Raw genomic sequence first — 15,209 nt, forward strand, 5'->3', positions numbered from 1 at the left:
AGGACTCAGTCGGCCCAACTCGGGCCGCTAGCAATGCTTGTTGAGTTGGTGGCTGGTCAGCCGGCCATCCGCCGGGCCGCCTCGTCGAGACGGTCCGCGATGCTGCCGTTGATGACCTCGTCGCCAATGCGCACCGTGACCCCGCCGAGGACGCTGGGGTCCACTTCGAGGTTGAGGTGCACGGAGCGCCCGTACACCCTGGCGAGCGCATCGCCGAGGCGCTGCTTCTGCTGGTCAGTGAGCGGCACCGCGGAGGTGACGACGGCGACCATGCGGCTGCGGCGGTCCGCGGCCAGCTTGGAGAGGGCGTCCAGCCCTGCTTCCAGGCTACGTCCCCGGGGCTGGGTGACCAGGCGGACCACCAGCCGCTCGGTGACCGGGTTGGCCCGTCCCCCGAGCAGCGTGCGCAGCAGTTCCGCCTTGGCCGCCGCGGCGCCCTGGTGGCTGGCCTTCGCGGCCAGCGCGGCCCGCAGCTCGGTGGAGGAGGAGACGATCCGGCCGAACCGGAACACCTCGTCCTCCACGTCGTCGAGCGCACCGGCGCGCTGGGCGGCGATGAGGTCGGCGCTGGCCGTCAGCTCCTCGGCCGCGTCCACCAGGTCACGCGAGCGCGACCAGCGGGAGCGGACCATGCCGGAGACCAGGTCGATGACCTCGCCGCCGAGCTGGCTGCCGAGCAGTCGGCCCACCAGCTCGGCCTTGGCGTCGCCGGACTGTGCCGGGTCGGTCAGGGCCCGGCGCAACGACACCTCGCGGTCGAGCAGCGTGGTGACGGCGGCCAGCTCCTCGGCGAGCTTCGCCGCGTCGACGGAGGTGTTGTCCGTCAGCGCGTCGAGCTGCTCGCGTGCGGAGGCCAGCGCCTCGCGGCTCGCTCCGTTCATCGCGTGGCCTCGGCCTTCGTCGCGCTGTCCTCAAGCCCGTCGAGGAAGCGGTCGATGGTGCGGCTCTGCCGGGCGTTGTCCTCAAGCGCTTCGCCTACGAGCTTGCCGGCCAGTTCGGTGGCGAGCTTGCCCACGTCCTGGCGCAGCGAGAGCGCGGCCTGCTTGCGGTCGGCCTCGATCTGGGCGTGACCAGCGGCGATGATGTCCTCACGCTGCCGCTGACCCTCCGCGCGCATCTCGGCGATGAGCGTGGCGCCCTGCTCCTGCGCCTCCTGGCGCAGGCGCGCGGCCTCGTGGCGGGCGTCAGCGAGCTGGGCCCGGTAGTCATCGAGAACCTGCTGCGCCTCGGCCTGGGTGGCCTCGGCCTTCTCCATGCCGCCCTCGATCGCCGTGCGGCGCTCGTCCAGAACCTTGTTGATGTTCGGGAGGAGCTTCTTGGCGAGGAAGAGGAAGACGATCGCGAAGGCGATCAGGCCGATGACGAGCTCTGGGATCGGCGGGACGAGGGGGTTCTCTGCCTCCTCGGACGCCATCTGTACCAGGGCGTTCACATCAGTGCCTTTCGTCGAATCAACTGGGCGTTACGCCGTGATCAGCTGGTCGGGTAGACGAACGGCATAACCAGACCGATCAGGGCGAGCGCCTCACAGAAGGCGAAGCCGAGGATCTGGTTGGCGCGGATCAGACCGGCAGCCTCGGGCTGACGGGCAAGAGCCTGGGTGCCGTTACCGAAGATGATGCCGACGCCGACGCCGGGGCCGATGGCCGCGAGGCCGTAACCGATCGAGCCAAGGTTGCCCTTGATTTCGACACCAGCAGCAATGGTCTGGAGAGCGGACATGCCGGTTCTTCCTTCTCTTTCACGGACCGGTGGGGGTTGGCCACCGGACGTCTATGGGACGGGACTGAGGGAGGCGGGTGCTCAGTGGTGCTCGGCCAGAGCGCCCTGTACGTAAGTGGCCGCCAGCAGCACGAAGACGTACGCCTGGACGGCTTGGATGAACAGCTCGAAGGCCGTCATCACGATGGTCAGCACGAACGAGACACCCGCGTACGCGATGCCGATCCCGTTCAGCAGGTACCAGCTGGCGATGGTGAACATCAGCAGCAGCAGGTGACCGGCGAACATGTTGGCGAAGAGCCGGACCGCGTGCGTGAAGGGGCGCACGATGACGTTGGACATGAACTCCAGGAACATGACCAGCGGCAGCACTCCGCCGAGCGACTTGTCATAGCCGGTGATGTTCTTCAGACCGCCGATGAAGCCGTGCTTGCTGAAGGTCAGGTACATCCAGAGGACGTAGACGATCAGCGCCATGGCGGCGGGGAAAGCGATGATCGACGTCACCGGGAACTGTGCCACCGGAATGATCGACCACAGGTTCATGATCCATACGAAGAAGAACAGCGAGACCATGATGGGGACGTATTTTTCGCCCTCCTTCTTGCCCAGGGTCTCGTAGACGATGCCCTTACGGACAAAGTCATACCCCGCCTCGCCGACCATCTGGAGCTTGCCCGGAACGACCTTGGCCTTTCCGAAGGCCGCCCAGAAGAACCAGACGATGGCAACCGTTCCGAGCAACGCCAGCAGCATCGGCTTGTTGAACTCAAAGCTGCCGACGGTGAAGATCGGGTCGAAAGTGAACGAGTGAAGCCCTGGGGCCGGGAAGCCGCACCCGTCAAAGATGTGGCAATCGGTCTCGAAGGCGAGCGTCTGGTCAGAACTCACCGCGAGCTCCTTCAGCGTGGCGCATGGGTACGGCAACCTCGTTGTGTCGGCGCGGCACGGAGCCACGGAACGGCACTGGACTGGTCCTACGGATGAGAGAGCGGCTGGTCGGCGCTGGGCCGGGGCGGGTCACTGGCACCTGCCGAGGTGGCCGCTGGTTGCGTCCCGCGCAATACGGGAGTTCAGCCGCCGGCGCCAGCCGTGCCGCAGATGGCACCGGACGATAGCAGGCGCTCGTGCGGACATTTATTCCGCCCCTACGTGTCACGTCGAGGACCCTGCGGTCTCTGGCTTCTGCGCCTGGGCAGCCGCCGGGTCGACGTAGAAGACCTTGGCCTTCATCTGCGCACGGGCCTGGGCTCCGATCCACACGATGGTGGCGGCGACCAGGGTGATGGCGAACGCCCGGGGGTTAAAGAACGTCGTGTTCTTGAACACCGCGAGAAATACCACCATCAGCAGGAGCTGCACCACGTACAGCACCAGTCCAATGCCCTGGAAAAGCTGGGGCAGGGATTTGGCGATCCACTGGAGGACGACGAGCCCCATGCCCATGAGCGCAATCACCAACAGCGCACCGATGACCGCACCGATCGCCCCCTTGCCACCTGCGAACACGGCGCTGAGTACGACGGCGAGTACGCCGGCGGCAGCGGTGGGCACGGCGGTATGGAGGAAGATTCGGGCGTCATTCGACTGCATGGCGGCAGCTCCGGCTGGGCGAGAGGGCGGGCGTCGTCATGGACGAGCGTAGCCCGGAGCAGGGGATGACCTAGGACCCAAAGGACCATCGCACTGGGGCCCTTAGGATCTGTGCACCGGGTTTCGTGAACGGTATCACAAACTATTTGATGAGGCCTTTACCTATAAAGTGTGCTGCCCGTCACACGGAAGGGTGACTTCCGTCGCGCCTAACTGACGTCGTCGCCCAAGTCTGGTAAGGGGCGGATGCACCTTATCGGGCCCCACCCCGCCGGCCGCTCCTCCTCGGGCGCCGGCCTTCGCACCTTTGCATTGCGTATCGACTGCCTTGCGCATCGCCGGCCCCGGACCCGTAACGCCAGGACCCGTACGCCACCCGAGAGCGGCGGGCCGGGCGGTGCGGCGTCCGGCGGGGAACACCCGGCAGGAGTGCCCGGCGGGGCGGCGCCCGGTCAGCGGTGTGTGCTGATCCGGCGGCGCTGCGGCAGCCGCGAACGGTCCCCGACCGCCGTCGCCCCGTGGAACCCGGCCGGCACCGACTCCCGGTCCGCCTCCTGCGGATCGTCCTCGCCCGCCGTCCGCTCCGGGTCCGCCGCCGCCTCGTACGGGGCGCCGCCCGCCGCGTGCGCACCTCGCCTGCGACCGCGCCGGTAGCGGGGCGGGAAGACCTGCTCCGCCCAGCGCGGCGCGTGCGGGGTGAAGCGCGGGAGCAGCAGCAGGACCAGGCCGACGCCGCTCAGGACGGCGATGGTGAGGACCACCCAGACGCTGGCCGAGTTGACCGAGTAGGCCACCGCGCCGAAGGCGATGAGCGCCGACCAGAAGTACATGATCAGCACGGCGCGGCTGTGCGAGTGGCCGATCTCCAGGAGACGGTGGTGCAGGTGGCCGCGGTCGGCGGCGAACGGCGACTGGCCGTTCCAGGTGCGCCGCACGATGGCCAGCACCAGGTCGGCGACGGGCACCGCGAGGACGGTCAGCGGCAGCAGCAGCGGGATGTACACCGGCACCATCGCGTGCACGGCGGCCCGCTCCGAACCCGCGGAGGAGTTCAGCAGGTCGGGGTCGACCTGGCCGGTGATCGAGATCGCGCCGGCGGCCATCACCAGGCCGATCAGCATCGACCCCGAGTCGCCCATGAAGATCCGCGCCGGGTGCATGTTGTGCGGCAGGAACCCCAGGCACATGCCCATCAGGATGACGGCGAACAGCGTCGCGGGGGCCGCGGCCTCCACGCCGTACCCGAACCACATCCGGTACGCGTACATGAAGAACGCGGTGGCCGCGATGCACACCATGCCCGAGGCCAGCCCGTCCAGGCCGTCGACGAAGTTGACGGCGTTGATGGTGATCACCACGAGCGCCACGGTGAGCAGGGTGCCCTGCATGGGGGTGAGCGAGACGGTGCCGACGCCGGGCACCGGAATCCACAGGATGGTCAGGCCCTGGAGGACCATCACGCCGGCGGCGATCATCTGGCCGCCCAGCTTGACCAGCGCGTCCACGCCCCACTTGTCGTCCAGGACGCCAAGCAGCCAGATCAGGCCGGCGCCCGAGAGCAGCGCGCGCGGCTCGTTGGAGATCTCGTAGACGTTCTTGAGGTTGGTCAGGTGGGCCGCGACCAGCAATCCCGCGCACAGTCCGCCGAACATCGCGATCCCGCCAAGCCGCGGGGTCGGTTCGCGGTGCACGTCGCGGGCGCGGATCTCGGGCATCGCCCCGGCCGCGATGGCGAACTTCCGCACCGGGCCGGTGAGCAGATAGGTGACCGCAGCCGTGACACACAGCGTCAGCAGGTATTCACGCACGGGCTGCCCCAGAGGTTTCGCTGGCCATCACAGCCCCACACCCTATGCGTGTCCGGCCTTCTTCTGTGAACTTCAAGACAGACGCTTGGCGCGGTTCAACGGTTCCCGTCGCTGGTCCGGGCCGTCGCCGCGGTCGGATACGGGGGAAAGGTCCCGGCCAGTTCCACGACCGCGTCGCGCACTCCGGGCTCCCCCCGCAGGGCGGCCCCGATCAGCCGCCCGACCCGCTCCACCTCGGCCGTGCCCAGGCCCTGCGTGGTGATGGCCGCGGTGCCGAGCCTGATGCCCTTCAGATAGCCGGCGCCCCGGCCGGGGGCGGGCAGGGCGCAGGTGTCCAGGACGATGTGTGCGGCGGCCAGCAGTCCGCGGGCGGTGCGCCCGTCAAGGCCGAGTCCGGTCACGTCCGCGCTGATCAAGTGGGTGTCGGTGCCGCCGGTGAGCAGTCCGAGCCCCTCCTCCGTCAGCACCCTGGCCAGCGTGCGCGCGTGGGCGACCACCTGGTGCGCGTACCCCACGAAGTCGGGGGTGGCCGCCTGCGCGAAGGCGACCGCCTTGGCCGCCACCGTGTGCATCTGCGCGCCGCCCTGGGTGAAGGGGAAGACGGCCCGGTCGATGCGTTCGGCGAGCGGCGCACCGCACAGGATCAAGCCACCGCGCGGGCCGCGCAGCACCTTGTGCGTGGTGGCGCACACCACGTCCGCGTACGGCACCGGGTTCGGGGCGGCGCCGCCGGCGACCAGCCCGATGGGGTGGGCGGCGTCGGCGATGAGGTAGGCGCCGGTTTCGTCGGCGATCTGCCGGAACGCGGCGTAGTCGGGGTGGCGCGGGTGCGAGATCGAGCCGCAGACGATGGCCCGGGGGCGGTGCGCGAGGGCGAGCGCGCGCACCTGGTCGTAGTCGATGAGGCCGGTGGCGCGGTCCACGCCGTAGCCGACGAAGTCGAACCAGCGGCCGGAGAAGTTGGCCGGCGAACCGTGGGTGAGGTGGCCGCCGTGTGGTAGCGCCATGGCCAGCACGGTGTCGCCGGGGCGCAGCAGTGCGGCGTACGCGGCGAGCATGGCGGACGAGCCCGAGTGGGGTTGGACGTTGGCGTGGTCGGCGCCGAAGAGCGCCTTGGCCCGGTCGATCGCGATCCGTTCGGCGAGGTCGACCAGTTCGCAGCCGCCGTGGTGGCGGGCGCCCGGGTAGCCCTCGGCGTACTTGTTGGCCAGCGGCGAGCCGAGCGCGGCGAGCACGGCCGGCGAGGTGAAGTTCTCGGCCGCGATGAGCTGGAGCCCGCCGGACTGCCGCTCCACCTCGCCGAGCAGCACTCCGGCGATTTCGGGGTCGGCTCGCTGGAGCGCGGCGAGGTCGGTTCCCCAGGGGGTCTGTGGCAGGGACGTGGCGATGACCGACATGGCGGCTGCTCCGGGCCTAGACGGGGACGTACCGCCCAATGTAGGTCCGGCGGACGAACCGCGCCCGGTGTCGGGGACGGCGCGCGGCACCCGGGCGAAGACGCCGACCGAACGGCGGCGTCCCAGCCACGCAGCGGCGGGCGCCGCGGCCCGGCGGCTGCGGGTTGACGGCTGCGGCCCGGCGGTTGCCGGGTCGACGGCTGCGGGCGGGGCCGGCATCTCGCCCGTACGAGCCCCTGGGAGCCCATACGAGCCCGTGTCAGCCCCTGCGGGGCACGAGCCGCCCGGATTCCCTGCGGGCGACTCCTGCACGGCGGTACGGGCCGGGTGGCGCCGCGACGGACAGCGAGCCGGGGCCGGGGGCGATGGATCACAACCGGCGGCGCGACCGGCAACACCACAACAACCGGCGAACAACACAGCAGCCGCCGACCGGACACCCACCCCCGGCCACCGGCCGGCACCCGCCGACCAGCCCGCAGCCGCACACCGGACCGGCGTCCTCACGCCAGGGCCAGCGTCCTCACACGCCGGGTCCGGCACGCCCTCACGCCCGGGTCGGCACCCCGGTCAGGGCCGTGACGACGGGGTCGAGCGCCTGGTTGATCTCGTCGCCGATGCTGCGGAAGAACGTGATCGGCGCCCCGTACGGGTCGTGCACCTCGTCCGCGTCCTCGGTGGGGGCCAGCAGCCAGCCGCGCAGCGCCGCCGCGGCCCGTACCAGCGCCCGGGCGCGCTCGACCACGCCGCCGTTGAGTTCGGGGTCGGGCAGCGTCGCCGGGTCTATGGCCCGCACCAGGCGGGTGAACTCCTTGAGCGTGAAGGTGCGCAGCCCGGCCGAGTGCCCCATCGAGATCACCTGGGCCCGGTGGTCGCGCGTCGCGGTGAGCACCAGGTCGGCGCGGATGACGTGCTCGTCGAGGAGTTCCCTGCCGAGGAAGCCGGCCGGGTCCGCGCCGAGGTCGGCCAGGACCGTGGCGGCGTGCGCCTCCATCGGCGCGCCCTCGTGTCCCCAGGTGCCCGCGCTCTCCACGACCAGACCGCCGATGTACGGGTCGCCGAGCCGGTGGGCCAGGGCATGCCGGTTCAGCCGCTCGGTGATGGGCGAGCGGCACACGTTGCCGGTGCTGACGTGGAGGATGCGAAAGGTGCCCGCGCCGTCGGGGTCACCGTCGCGGGTGAAGCCACCGTCCGCTATGCCACGCCCGTGGGGGGACGTCAATTGGCCACCTCAAGATCGGGTACGACCTCGCGAAGCGTTTCGGCGCTGAGCGCACCCGCGCGCAGCAGGACCGGCACCTTGCCGGTGACGTCCACGATCGAGGACGGCACGGTGGCCGGCGTGGGCCCGCCGTCGAGGTAGACCGAGACGGAGTCGCCGAGCATGTCCTGGGCCGCGTCGCAGTCCTGCGGCGACGGGTGGCCGCTCAGGTTGGCGCTGGAGACGGCCATCGGCCCGAACTCGGTCAGCAACTCGATCGCCACCGGGTGCAGCGGCATCCGCACCGCGACCGTGCCCCGGGTCTCCCCCAGGTCCCAGGTCAGCGACGGCTGGTGGCGGGCGACCAGCGTCAGCGCGCCCGGCCAGAACGCGTCCACCAGGTCCCACGCCTGCTCGGAGAAGTCCGTGACCAGTCCGTGCAGCGTGTTCGGGGACCCGACGAGGACGGGCGACGGCATGCCGCCCCCACGGCCCTTGGCGGCCAGCAGGTCAGCGACGGCCTCCGGACTGAACGCGTCCGCCCCGATCCCGTAGAGGGTGTCGGTGGGCAGCACGACCAGTTCCCCGCGGCGGATCGCGGACGCGGCCTCGCGCAGACCGGTCTTGCGGTCGGTCGCGTCACCGCAGTCGTATCGCCGAGCCATTTAACGGACCTCCTCGTACGTGACCAATGTCTGCCGGGGCGCACCGTCGCGCACCGCGGCTGCGCCGCGCGGGCGTGCTTTCGCCATGGCGCTCGTCATGGCATGGCCCGGCGTGCGGTGGCGAAGCGGGGGCGCTTGTTGAGATCCGGGTGGTCCGCGGCGTCCGCCCACCCCCGTTCCTCGGTGAAGATCCACGGCACCTGGCCGCCCTGCGTGTCGGCGTGCTCCACCACGACGACGCCGCCCGGACGCAGCAGCCGGAACGCGGTGCGCTCGATGCCGCGGATGGTGTCCAGGCCGTCCTCGCCGGAGAACAGCGCCAGCGCCGGGTCGTGGTCGCGGGCCTCGGGGGCCACGTACTCCCACTCGGTCAGCGGCACGTACGGCGGGTTGCTGATCACCAGGTCCACCTGGCCGTCCAGCTCCGGCAGCGCGGTGAGCGCATCGCCGTGGTGCAGGACGACCCGGGAGCCCTCGGTGTTCTTACGGGCCCACTGGAGGGCGTTCTCGTCGAGTTCGACGGCGTGCACGCGCGAGCGCGGCACCTCCTGGGCCAGGGCCAGGGCGATGGCCCCGGAACCGGTGCACAGGTCGACGATGAGCGGCTCGACCACGTCCATGGCCCGTACCGCGTCTATGGCCCAGCCGACCACCGACTCGGTCTCCGGCCTGGGGACGAAGACGCCGGGGCCGACGTGCAGTTCCAGGTAGCGGAAGAAGGCGCGCCCGGTGATGTGCTGGAGCGGTTCGCGGGCCTCGCGGCGGGCGATCGTCTCCCAATAGCGGGCGTCGAAGTCCGCGTCGGCGACGGCGTGCAGTTCACCCCGCTTGACGCCGTGGACGAACGCGGCGAGTTCCTCCGCGTCGAAGCGCGGCGATGGCACGCCCGCGTCGGCGAGCCGCTGGGTGGCCTGTGCCACCTCAGCGAGCAGCACGGACCGCGGGTTCGGGGGGCGGCCCCCGGGTGACTGCTGCACTGGCCCCTCCTACTGGGCGGCGGCCAGCTTGGCCGCGGAGTCGGCGTCGACGCACGCCTGGATGACCGCGTCCAGTTCGCCGTCGAGCACCTGGTCCAAGTTGTACGCCTTGAAGCCGACCCGGTGATCGGAGATCCGGTTCTCCGGGAAGTTGTACGTACGGATGCGCTCGGACCTGTCCACCGTACGGACCTGGCTGCGGCGCGCATCGGACGCCTCGCGCTCGGCCTCCTCCTGGGCCGCGGCGAGAAGTCGTGAGCGCAGGATACGCATGGCCTGCTCCTTGTTCTGGAGCTGGCTCTTCTCGTTCTGGCAGGAGACGACGATGCCGGTGGGCAGGTGGGTGATGCGGACCGCGGAGTCGGTGGTGTTGACGGACTGGCCGCCGGGTCCCGACGAGCGGTACACGTCGATGCGCAGGTCGTTCGGCCCGATCTCGACCTCGACCTCCTCGGCCTCGGGCGTGACCAGGACGCCGGCGGCCGAGGTGTGGATGCGGCCCTGTGACTCGGTGGCCGGAACCCGCTGCACGCGGTGCACCCCGCCCTCGTACTTCAGCCGCGCCCAGACGCCCTGCCCGGGCTCGGTGGCACCGCCACCGCCCTTGGTCTTGACCGCGACCTGCACGTCCTTGTAGCCGCCGAGGTCGGACTCGTTGGCCTCGATGATCTCGGTCTTCCAGCCGACGCGCTCGGCGTACCGCAGGTACATGCGCAGCAGGTCGCCGGCGAACAGCGCGGACTCCTCGCCGCCCTCGCCCGCCTTGACCTCCAGGATGACGTCCTTGTCGTCGCTGGGGTCGCGCGGTACGAGCAGCAGCCGCAGCTTCTCGGTCAGCTCCTCGCGGAGCTTCTCCTGCTCCTTGACCTCGTCGGCGAAGTCCGGGTCGTCGGCGGCCAGTTCGCGAGCGGCCTCGATGTCCTCGCCGCACGCCTTCCAGGCGCGGTAGGTGGCGATGATCGGGGTCAGTTCCGCGTACCGCTTGTTCAACCGCATCGCCTCCCGCTGGTCGGCGTGGACCGCGGGGTCGGCGAGCCGCTTTTCGAGGTCGGCGTGCTCGCCGATCAGTTCCTCGACCGCCTCGAACATCGGGACTCGTTTCTCCGCAAGGGGGCTCTGGTGTGGGACGGGGCCCGTGCGCCGGTCGGCGCGGGCCCGCGCAGCGGCCGGAGGTGGCCGCTACGACAGAACGCCGGCCCCCGGCCACCCCCGGCGGGGCGGCCGGGAACCGGCGCCGAAGGGGTCGCTACTTCTTGGCGGACCCGGCGTTCTTGCCGAAGCGGGCCTCGAAGCGGGCAACGCGGCCACCCGTGTCGAGGATCTTCTGCTTGCCCGTGTAGAACGGGTGGCACTCGGAGCAGATGTCGGCACGGATGGTGCCTTCGCCCACGGTGCTACGAGTGGTGAACGACGCGCCACAGGTGCAGCTCACCTGGGTCTCGACGTACTCGGGGTGGATGTCGCTCTTCAAGGGAATCTCCTAGGTTTCGGGAGGGCACCGGGTCGCTGGGCCCCCTTCGACCTGATGGGCAGGTTGGAAGGGATGGCTGCCCGACGTGAACCGGAGCCGACGGACCAGTCTGCCAGCACTGGCCGCATCTCCCAAAACGGGGGCCGGTCGGGAGGTATTCCCCCACCCCAGGGCAGGCCGCCCGGGGAACCCACCGACCGGCGCGCCGGAGCGGACGGAGGCTGGTCGGACGGCCGGTGCACGGCTTGCGCAGGGCTGCCCGTAGGGCTTCGTCCCGACGCCTTGCCGTGCGGCCTCTTCACGACTCGCCGTACGCCCTTCCCGTACGCCCTTCCCGTACGCCCTTCCCGTACGACTTCCTCGTACGACTTCCTCGTACGGCCCAGGTCACGGGGCGCGGCCGGTGGCCCGACGCGCCCGGACGGGGCTCAGCCGCGGGTGCCGGTCGGGGTCAGGGCCGGGGTGCTGGTGGTGGGGGTCGGGCCCGTGGAGCCGCCGGTGGGGTCGGGCTCGGGCCCGTTGGCGCTCTCGACCACCTTGCCGGCCTCCGGCTGGTTGCCGACCGAGCCTTCGGTGGCGGACTTCGGGATCGGCTGGTCGGCCAGCAGCGCCTGCCACACCTGCTGGGCCTTCTCCTCCATCGGCACCACCCGGTTGATGTCGATGGTGTCGTACACCACCGGCAGCGTCACCATCGTCATGTGCTTGGAGTCGATGCCCTTGAGGCCGCGGGTGAAGCCCAGCAGCTTGTCGACCGACGCCAGCTCGGAGTCGGTGGTGAGCGACTTCGTGGAGGTGTCCGCCAGGTCGTACAGCTTCTTCGGGCTGCCGAACAGGTTGACGTCCTTGACCTGGTCGATCAGGGCCTTGATGAACGCCTGCTGGAGCTTGATCCGGCCGAGGTCGGTGCCGTCGCCGACGGCGTGCCGGGTGCGGACCAGGCCGAGCGCCTGTTCGCCGTTGAGGGTGTGGTCCCCGGGCTCCAGGTTGAGGTGGCTCTTCTTGTCCCGGACGCGCTCGGTCGTGGTGATGTCCACGCCGCCGAGGTCGTCGATGAGGTTCTTGAAGCCGGAGAAGTCCACTTCCATGTAGTGGTCCATGCGGATGCTGGTCATCGCCTCAACGGTCTTGACCGCACAGGCCGGCCCGCCGACCTCGTACGCGGTGTTGAACATCGCCCGGTGCGCCGCCGGGGCCTCCTGGCCGTCCTTGGTGCAAGGGGGGCGGTCGATGAGCAGGTCCCGCGGGATGCTGACGACGCTGGCCTTCTTCCGCCCCTCGTACACGTGCAGGATCATCGCGGTGTCCGAGCGGGCGCCGCCCTCGTCCTTGCCGTACTTGCTGTTCTTGCCGGCCCGTGAGTCCGAGCCGAGGACCAGGATGTCCATCGAGCCGTTGTCCACGTCGTCGGGGCGGTCGGTGCCCAGTGCGGCGTTGATGTCCACACCGGTCAGGTTGCCGTTGAGCCGGTAGTAGAGGTATCCGAGCGCTCCCCCGCCCAGCAGGACGACGGACCCGGCTATCCATGCGGTGATCACCAGTCCGCGACGCCGCTTGGTCGTCTGCTTCGGCCTGCGGCGCTTGCCTTTTTGGCCATGGCGACGCCGGTCCACCGACTCGCTCTTGCTCTCGTCCGCCATGGGCTCCTCAGTCCTCGGTGGTTTCGCTACCCCCTGACGCCACGGTTTGGCGCGCCCCATCGTGACTAGTCAGACGAGGGCTCAGGCGCCAGGGTTGCATGCCAAGGCCCAGGTAAAAATCGCCTCTTGATCGCCGGCACGGTCTCTCCCACGGCCCGTATCGACGCCGTTCACCTGCTGTTTCATCGGCATCAGCGGCATCAGCCGGGCCGGCCGTGGCCGGTAATCGCTGTGCTCCACATCTCAGCCCGGCGCCCCGCCGACCGGCCAGGACGCCCCGTCGCCGGGTCTCGTCGTGCGGCCCGGACAGACGGAAGGGCCCCTTCCGTCCCATCTGGTACGGAAGGGGCCCTGAGTCCCGGAAAAGGGGGGACGTGCACGTCACCGGCGGAGCCGGCGCTTCACGCCCGGTCCCGCGCCACTGGGGCGCGGCACCGCGTCCGACGCTCGACGTCAGTCGTTGCCGTTGCCCGGAGCGGGCGTGGTCTTGGCGATCTGCATCAGGAACTCGGCGTTGGACTTGGTCTGCTTCATCTTGTCCAGCAGCAGCTCGATGGCCTGCTGCGAGTCCAGCGCGTGCAGCACCCGACGGAGCTTCCAGACGATCGCCAGCTCCTCGCTGCCGAGCAGGATCTCCTCCTTACGGGTGGAGGACGCGTCCACGTCCACCGCCGGGAAGATCCGCTTGTCGGAGAGCTTGCGGTCGAGCTTGAGCTCCATGTTGCCGGTGCCCTTGAACTCCTCGAAGATCACCTCGTCCATCCGCGAGCCGGTGTCGACCAGCGCGGTGGCCAGGATGGTCAGCGAGCCGCCGTCCTCGATGTTCCGCGCGGCGCCGAAGAACTTCTTCGGGGGGTAGCGCGCGGTGGAGTCCACACCACCGGAGAGGATGCGGCCGGAGGCGGGCGCCGCCAGGTTGTACGCACGGCCCAGACGCGTGATGGAGTCCAGCAGCACCACGACGTCGTGCCCGAGCTCCACCAGCCGCTTGGCCCGCTCGATGGCGAGCTCGGCGACGGTGGTGTGGTCCTCGGCCGGGCGGTCGAAGGTCGAGGAGATGACCTCGCCCTTGACCGACCGCTGCATGTCGGTGACCTCTTCGGGCCGCTCGTCGACGAGGACGACCATCAGGTGGCACTCGGGGCTGTTGTGCGTGATCGCATTGGCGATCGCCTGCATGATCATGGTCTTGCCGGTCTTCGGCGGGGCCACGATCAGACCGCGCTGGCCCTTGCCGATCGGCGTCACCAGGTCGATGATCCGGGTGGTCAGCGCGCCGGACTCGTTCTCCAGGCGCAGCCGGTCCTGCGGGTAAAGCGGCGTCAGCTTGCCGAACTCGGGCCGGCCGCGGCCGGTCTCAGGGGCCATGCCGTTGACGGAGTCGAGCCGTACCAGCGCATTGAACTTCTCGCGCCGCTCGCCCTCCCGCGGCTGCCGCACCGCGCCGGTGACGTGGTCACCCTTGCGCAGCCCGTTCTTACGGACCTGGGCCAGCGAGACGTACACGTCGTTCGGCCCCGGCAGGTAGCCGGACGTACGGATGAAGGCGTAGTTGTCGAGGATGTCCAGGATGCCGGCGACCGGGATCAGGACGTCGTCGTCGGCGACCTGCGGCTCGTTGCCGAAGTCGTCGCGGCCCCGGCGGCCACGCCGGTCGCGGTAGCGCCCGCGCCGGCCGCGCCGGCCGCCCTCGAAGTCCTCGCCGTCCTCGTCGGACCGCTGCTGCTCCTGGCCACGGCCCGCGCGCTGCTGACGGCCGCCCTGGCCGCCGTCGTCGTTCTTGCCGCGGCGGCTCTCGCGGTCGCCGCGGTCACCGCGGTCGCGCTGGTTGCCGCGCTCTCTGCGCTCGCCCTTCTGGCCGCGCTCGGCGCGCTCGGCCTTGGCGGGCTTGCCGTCCTGGCCGTCGGCGGCTGCGGCCGTGGCCTCGGACTTGGCCTCGTTACGGGCCTCCGCCTTGGCTTCGCTACGGGCCTCGGGCTGCGGCTCGGCCGGCTGCTCGCCGGCTTCCGGGCTGCCCGCCTGGGCGGTGGCGCGGCGCCGGCGGCGCTCGACGGGCGGGGCCTCGTCGCTGACCGGCTGCCCGGGGATGTCGATCTGCTGCTGGGCGGGGGCCTGCTCGGCCGCCCCCTCAGCCTGCTTGTCGGCACTCTCGCCGGTGCGGGCCCGGGAGGTCGTACGGCGCTTGGGCTTGGCCGGCGCCTCGGCTGCGGGCGCGGTCTCGGTGCTCTTGGCACCACCCGAACCCGCCTGCTTCTCCTTGATGACCTCGATCAACTGGCTCTTCCGCATCCGCGCGGTGCCCTTGATGCCGAGGCTGGAGGCGAGCTGCTGGAGCTCGGCCAGGACCATGGCGTCAAGGCCGGTACCGGAACGGCGCCGCCTCGGGGCACTGGCAGTGGCACCGGTGGCAGGCGCGGCGGCAGCGTCCGTGGCGGGCGCGGCGGCACTGCCGACAGAGCTGTCGGTGGTGCCGGAGGCGTTCACGCCCATCAGATCGGTGGTGTCGCTCACGAAGGGTCCTTCCCTGGAGCGGGCGTCGGCCTGTCTGGCTCGGCGACCGGTTGTGCTGTCCGGCTGTGGTCCGCATTGCATGGACCTGACCGGGGCGGTGGTCCGCCAGGACGGCGGAAAGATCGGTGCTGGGTCCGGCGCGCGGTAGAGACCTATCACTCAGATCCGCCACGCCGATTCCGGAGCGTGCTCAACACTGCTCAGGCAGGCTGCTCAGGCAGTTG

Annotated in this window: 14 protein-coding genes; all 14 read right to left on the reverse strand. The window is 70.5% G+C overall.

Features of this window, described 5'->3' with window-relative positions:
- Positions 1–56: 56 nt before the first annotated feature.
- Positions 57–881, reverse strand: coding sequence for a F0F1 ATP synthase subunit delta (locus AAHZ94_RS01165; protein WP_349989920.1), 825 nt, complete (start codon positions 879–881; stop codon positions 57–59).
- A complete protein-coding gene (locus tag AAHZ94_RS01170) occupies positions 878–1,432 on the reverse strand; it encodes a F0F1 ATP synthase subunit B (protein ID WP_349989921.1) in 555 nt (184 codons plus the stop codon). Before AAHZ94_RS01170 ends, AAHZ94_RS01165 begins: the two co-directional genes overlap by 4 nt.
- A 41-nt stretch (positions 1,433–1,473) precedes the next feature.
- Positions 1,474–1,722, reverse strand: a complete 249-nt coding sequence (locus tag AAHZ94_RS01175; RefSeq protein ID WP_184572433.1) for an ATP synthase subunit C-like protein — start codon at positions 1,720–1,722, stop codon at positions 1,474–1,476.
- An 81-nt stretch (positions 1,723–1,803) separates the two neighbouring features.
- The gene (gene atpB, locus AAHZ94_RS01180; RefSeq protein WP_349989922.1) at positions 1,804–2,613 is read right to left on the reverse strand and encodes a F0F1 ATP synthase subunit A; all 810 of its coding nucleotides are present in this window, start codon (positions 2,611–2,613) and stop codon (positions 1,804–1,806) included.
- A 264-nt stretch (positions 2,614–2,877) separates the two neighbouring features.
- On the reverse strand, positions 2,878–3,315 hold the full coding sequence (locus AAHZ94_RS01185; RefSeq protein WP_349989923.1) for a Cg1360 family ATP-synthase-associated protein: 438 nt from the start codon (positions 3,313–3,315) through the stop codon (positions 2,878–2,880).
- A gap of 452 nt (positions 3,316–3,767) precedes the next feature.
- Positions 3,768–5,123 (reverse strand): MraY family glycosyltransferase, encoded by a 1,356-nt coding sequence (locus AAHZ94_RS01190; protein ID WP_349989924.1) that lies wholly within the window; start codon positions 5,121–5,123, stop codon positions 3,768–3,770.
- 95 nt (positions 5,124–5,218) lie between these two features.
- On the reverse strand, positions 5,219–6,520 hold the full coding sequence (gene glyA, locus AAHZ94_RS01195; RefSeq protein WP_349989925.1) for a serine hydroxymethyltransferase: 1,302 nt from the start codon (positions 6,518–6,520) through the stop codon (positions 5,219–5,221).
- A 547-nt stretch (positions 6,521–7,067) separates the two neighbouring features.
- A complete protein-coding gene (locus AAHZ94_RS01200) occupies positions 7,068–7,742 on the reverse strand; it encodes an arsenate reductase/protein-tyrosine-phosphatase family protein (RefSeq protein WP_502964557.1) in 675 nt (224 codons plus the stop codon).
- Positions 7,739–8,386 carry an L-threonylcarbamoyladenylate synthase gene (locus tag AAHZ94_RS01205; RefSeq protein WP_349989926.1) on the reverse strand — a complete coding sequence of 216 codons (648 nt, stop codon included), beginning with the start codon at positions 8,384–8,386 and terminating at the stop codon, positions 7,739–7,741. Before AAHZ94_RS01205 ends, AAHZ94_RS01200 begins: the two co-directional genes overlap by 4 nt.
- Positions 8,387–8,481: 95 nt before the next feature.
- Positions 8,482–9,363, reverse strand: coding sequence for a peptide chain release factor N(5)-glutamine methyltransferase (gene prmC / locus AAHZ94_RS01210; RefSeq protein WP_349989927.1), 882 nt, complete (start codon positions 9,361–9,363; stop codon positions 8,482–8,484).
- Positions 9,364–9,372: 9 nt separating this feature from the next.
- Positions 9,373–10,452, reverse strand: a complete 1,080-nt coding sequence (gene prfA / locus AAHZ94_RS01215; protein WP_349989928.1) for a peptide chain release factor 1 — start codon at positions 10,450–10,452, stop codon at positions 9,373–9,375.
- A gap of 157 nt (positions 10,453–10,609) precedes the next feature.
- Positions 10,610–10,834 (reverse strand): 50S ribosomal protein L31, encoded by a 225-nt coding sequence (gene rpmE, locus AAHZ94_RS01220; RefSeq protein ID WP_349989929.1) that lies wholly within the window; start codon positions 10,832–10,834, stop codon positions 10,610–10,612.
- Positions 10,835–11,262: 428 nt separating this feature from the next.
- Positions 11,263–12,474 (reverse strand): LCP family protein, encoded by a 1,212-nt coding sequence (locus tag AAHZ94_RS01225; protein WP_349989930.1) that lies wholly within the window; start codon positions 12,472–12,474, stop codon positions 11,263–11,265.
- A gap of 453 nt (positions 12,475–12,927) precedes the next feature.
- Positions 12,928–14,985 (reverse strand): transcription termination factor Rho, encoded by a 2,058-nt coding sequence (gene rho / locus AAHZ94_RS01230; protein ID WP_349989931.1) that lies wholly within the window; start codon positions 14,983–14,985, stop codon positions 12,928–12,930.
- Positions 14,986–15,209: the final 224 nt, after the last annotated feature.

This window comes from Streptomyces sp. HSW2009 (genome assembly GCF_040240285.1).
Lineage (GTDB): Bacteria > Actinomycetota > Actinomycetes > Streptomycetales > Streptomycetaceae > Streptomyces.

Bases quoted from the DNA above. Each gene is read 5' to 3' on its own strand.
- AAHZ94_RS01165 (WP_349989920.1), bottom strand. From the start codon at position 881: ATGAACGGAGCGAGCCGCGAGGCGCTGGCCTCCGCACGCGAGCAGCTC.
- AAHZ94_RS01225 (WP_349989930.1), bottom strand. From the start codon at position 12,474: ATGGCGGACGAGAGCAAGAGCGAGTCGGTGGACCGGCGTCGCCATGGC.
- AAHZ94_RS01205 (WP_349989926.1), bottom strand. From the start codon at position 8,386: ATGGCTCGGCGATACGACTGCGGTGACGCGACCGACCGCAAGACCGGT.
- prfA (WP_349989928.1), bottom strand. From the start codon at position 10,452: ATGTTCGAGGCGGTCGAGGAACTGATCGGCGAGCACGCCGACCTCGAA.
- glyA (WP_349989925.1), bottom strand. From the start codon at position 6,520: ATGTCGGTCATCGCCACGTCCCTGCCACAGACCCCCTGGGGAACCGAC.
- AAHZ94_RS01185 (WP_349989923.1), bottom strand. From the start codon at position 3,315: ATGCAGTCGAATGACGCCCGAATCTTCCTCCATACCGCCGTGCCCACC.
- AAHZ94_RS01175 (WP_184572433.1), bottom strand. From the start codon at position 1,722: ATGTCCGCTCTCCAGACCATTGCTGCTGGTGTCGAAATCAAGGGCAAC.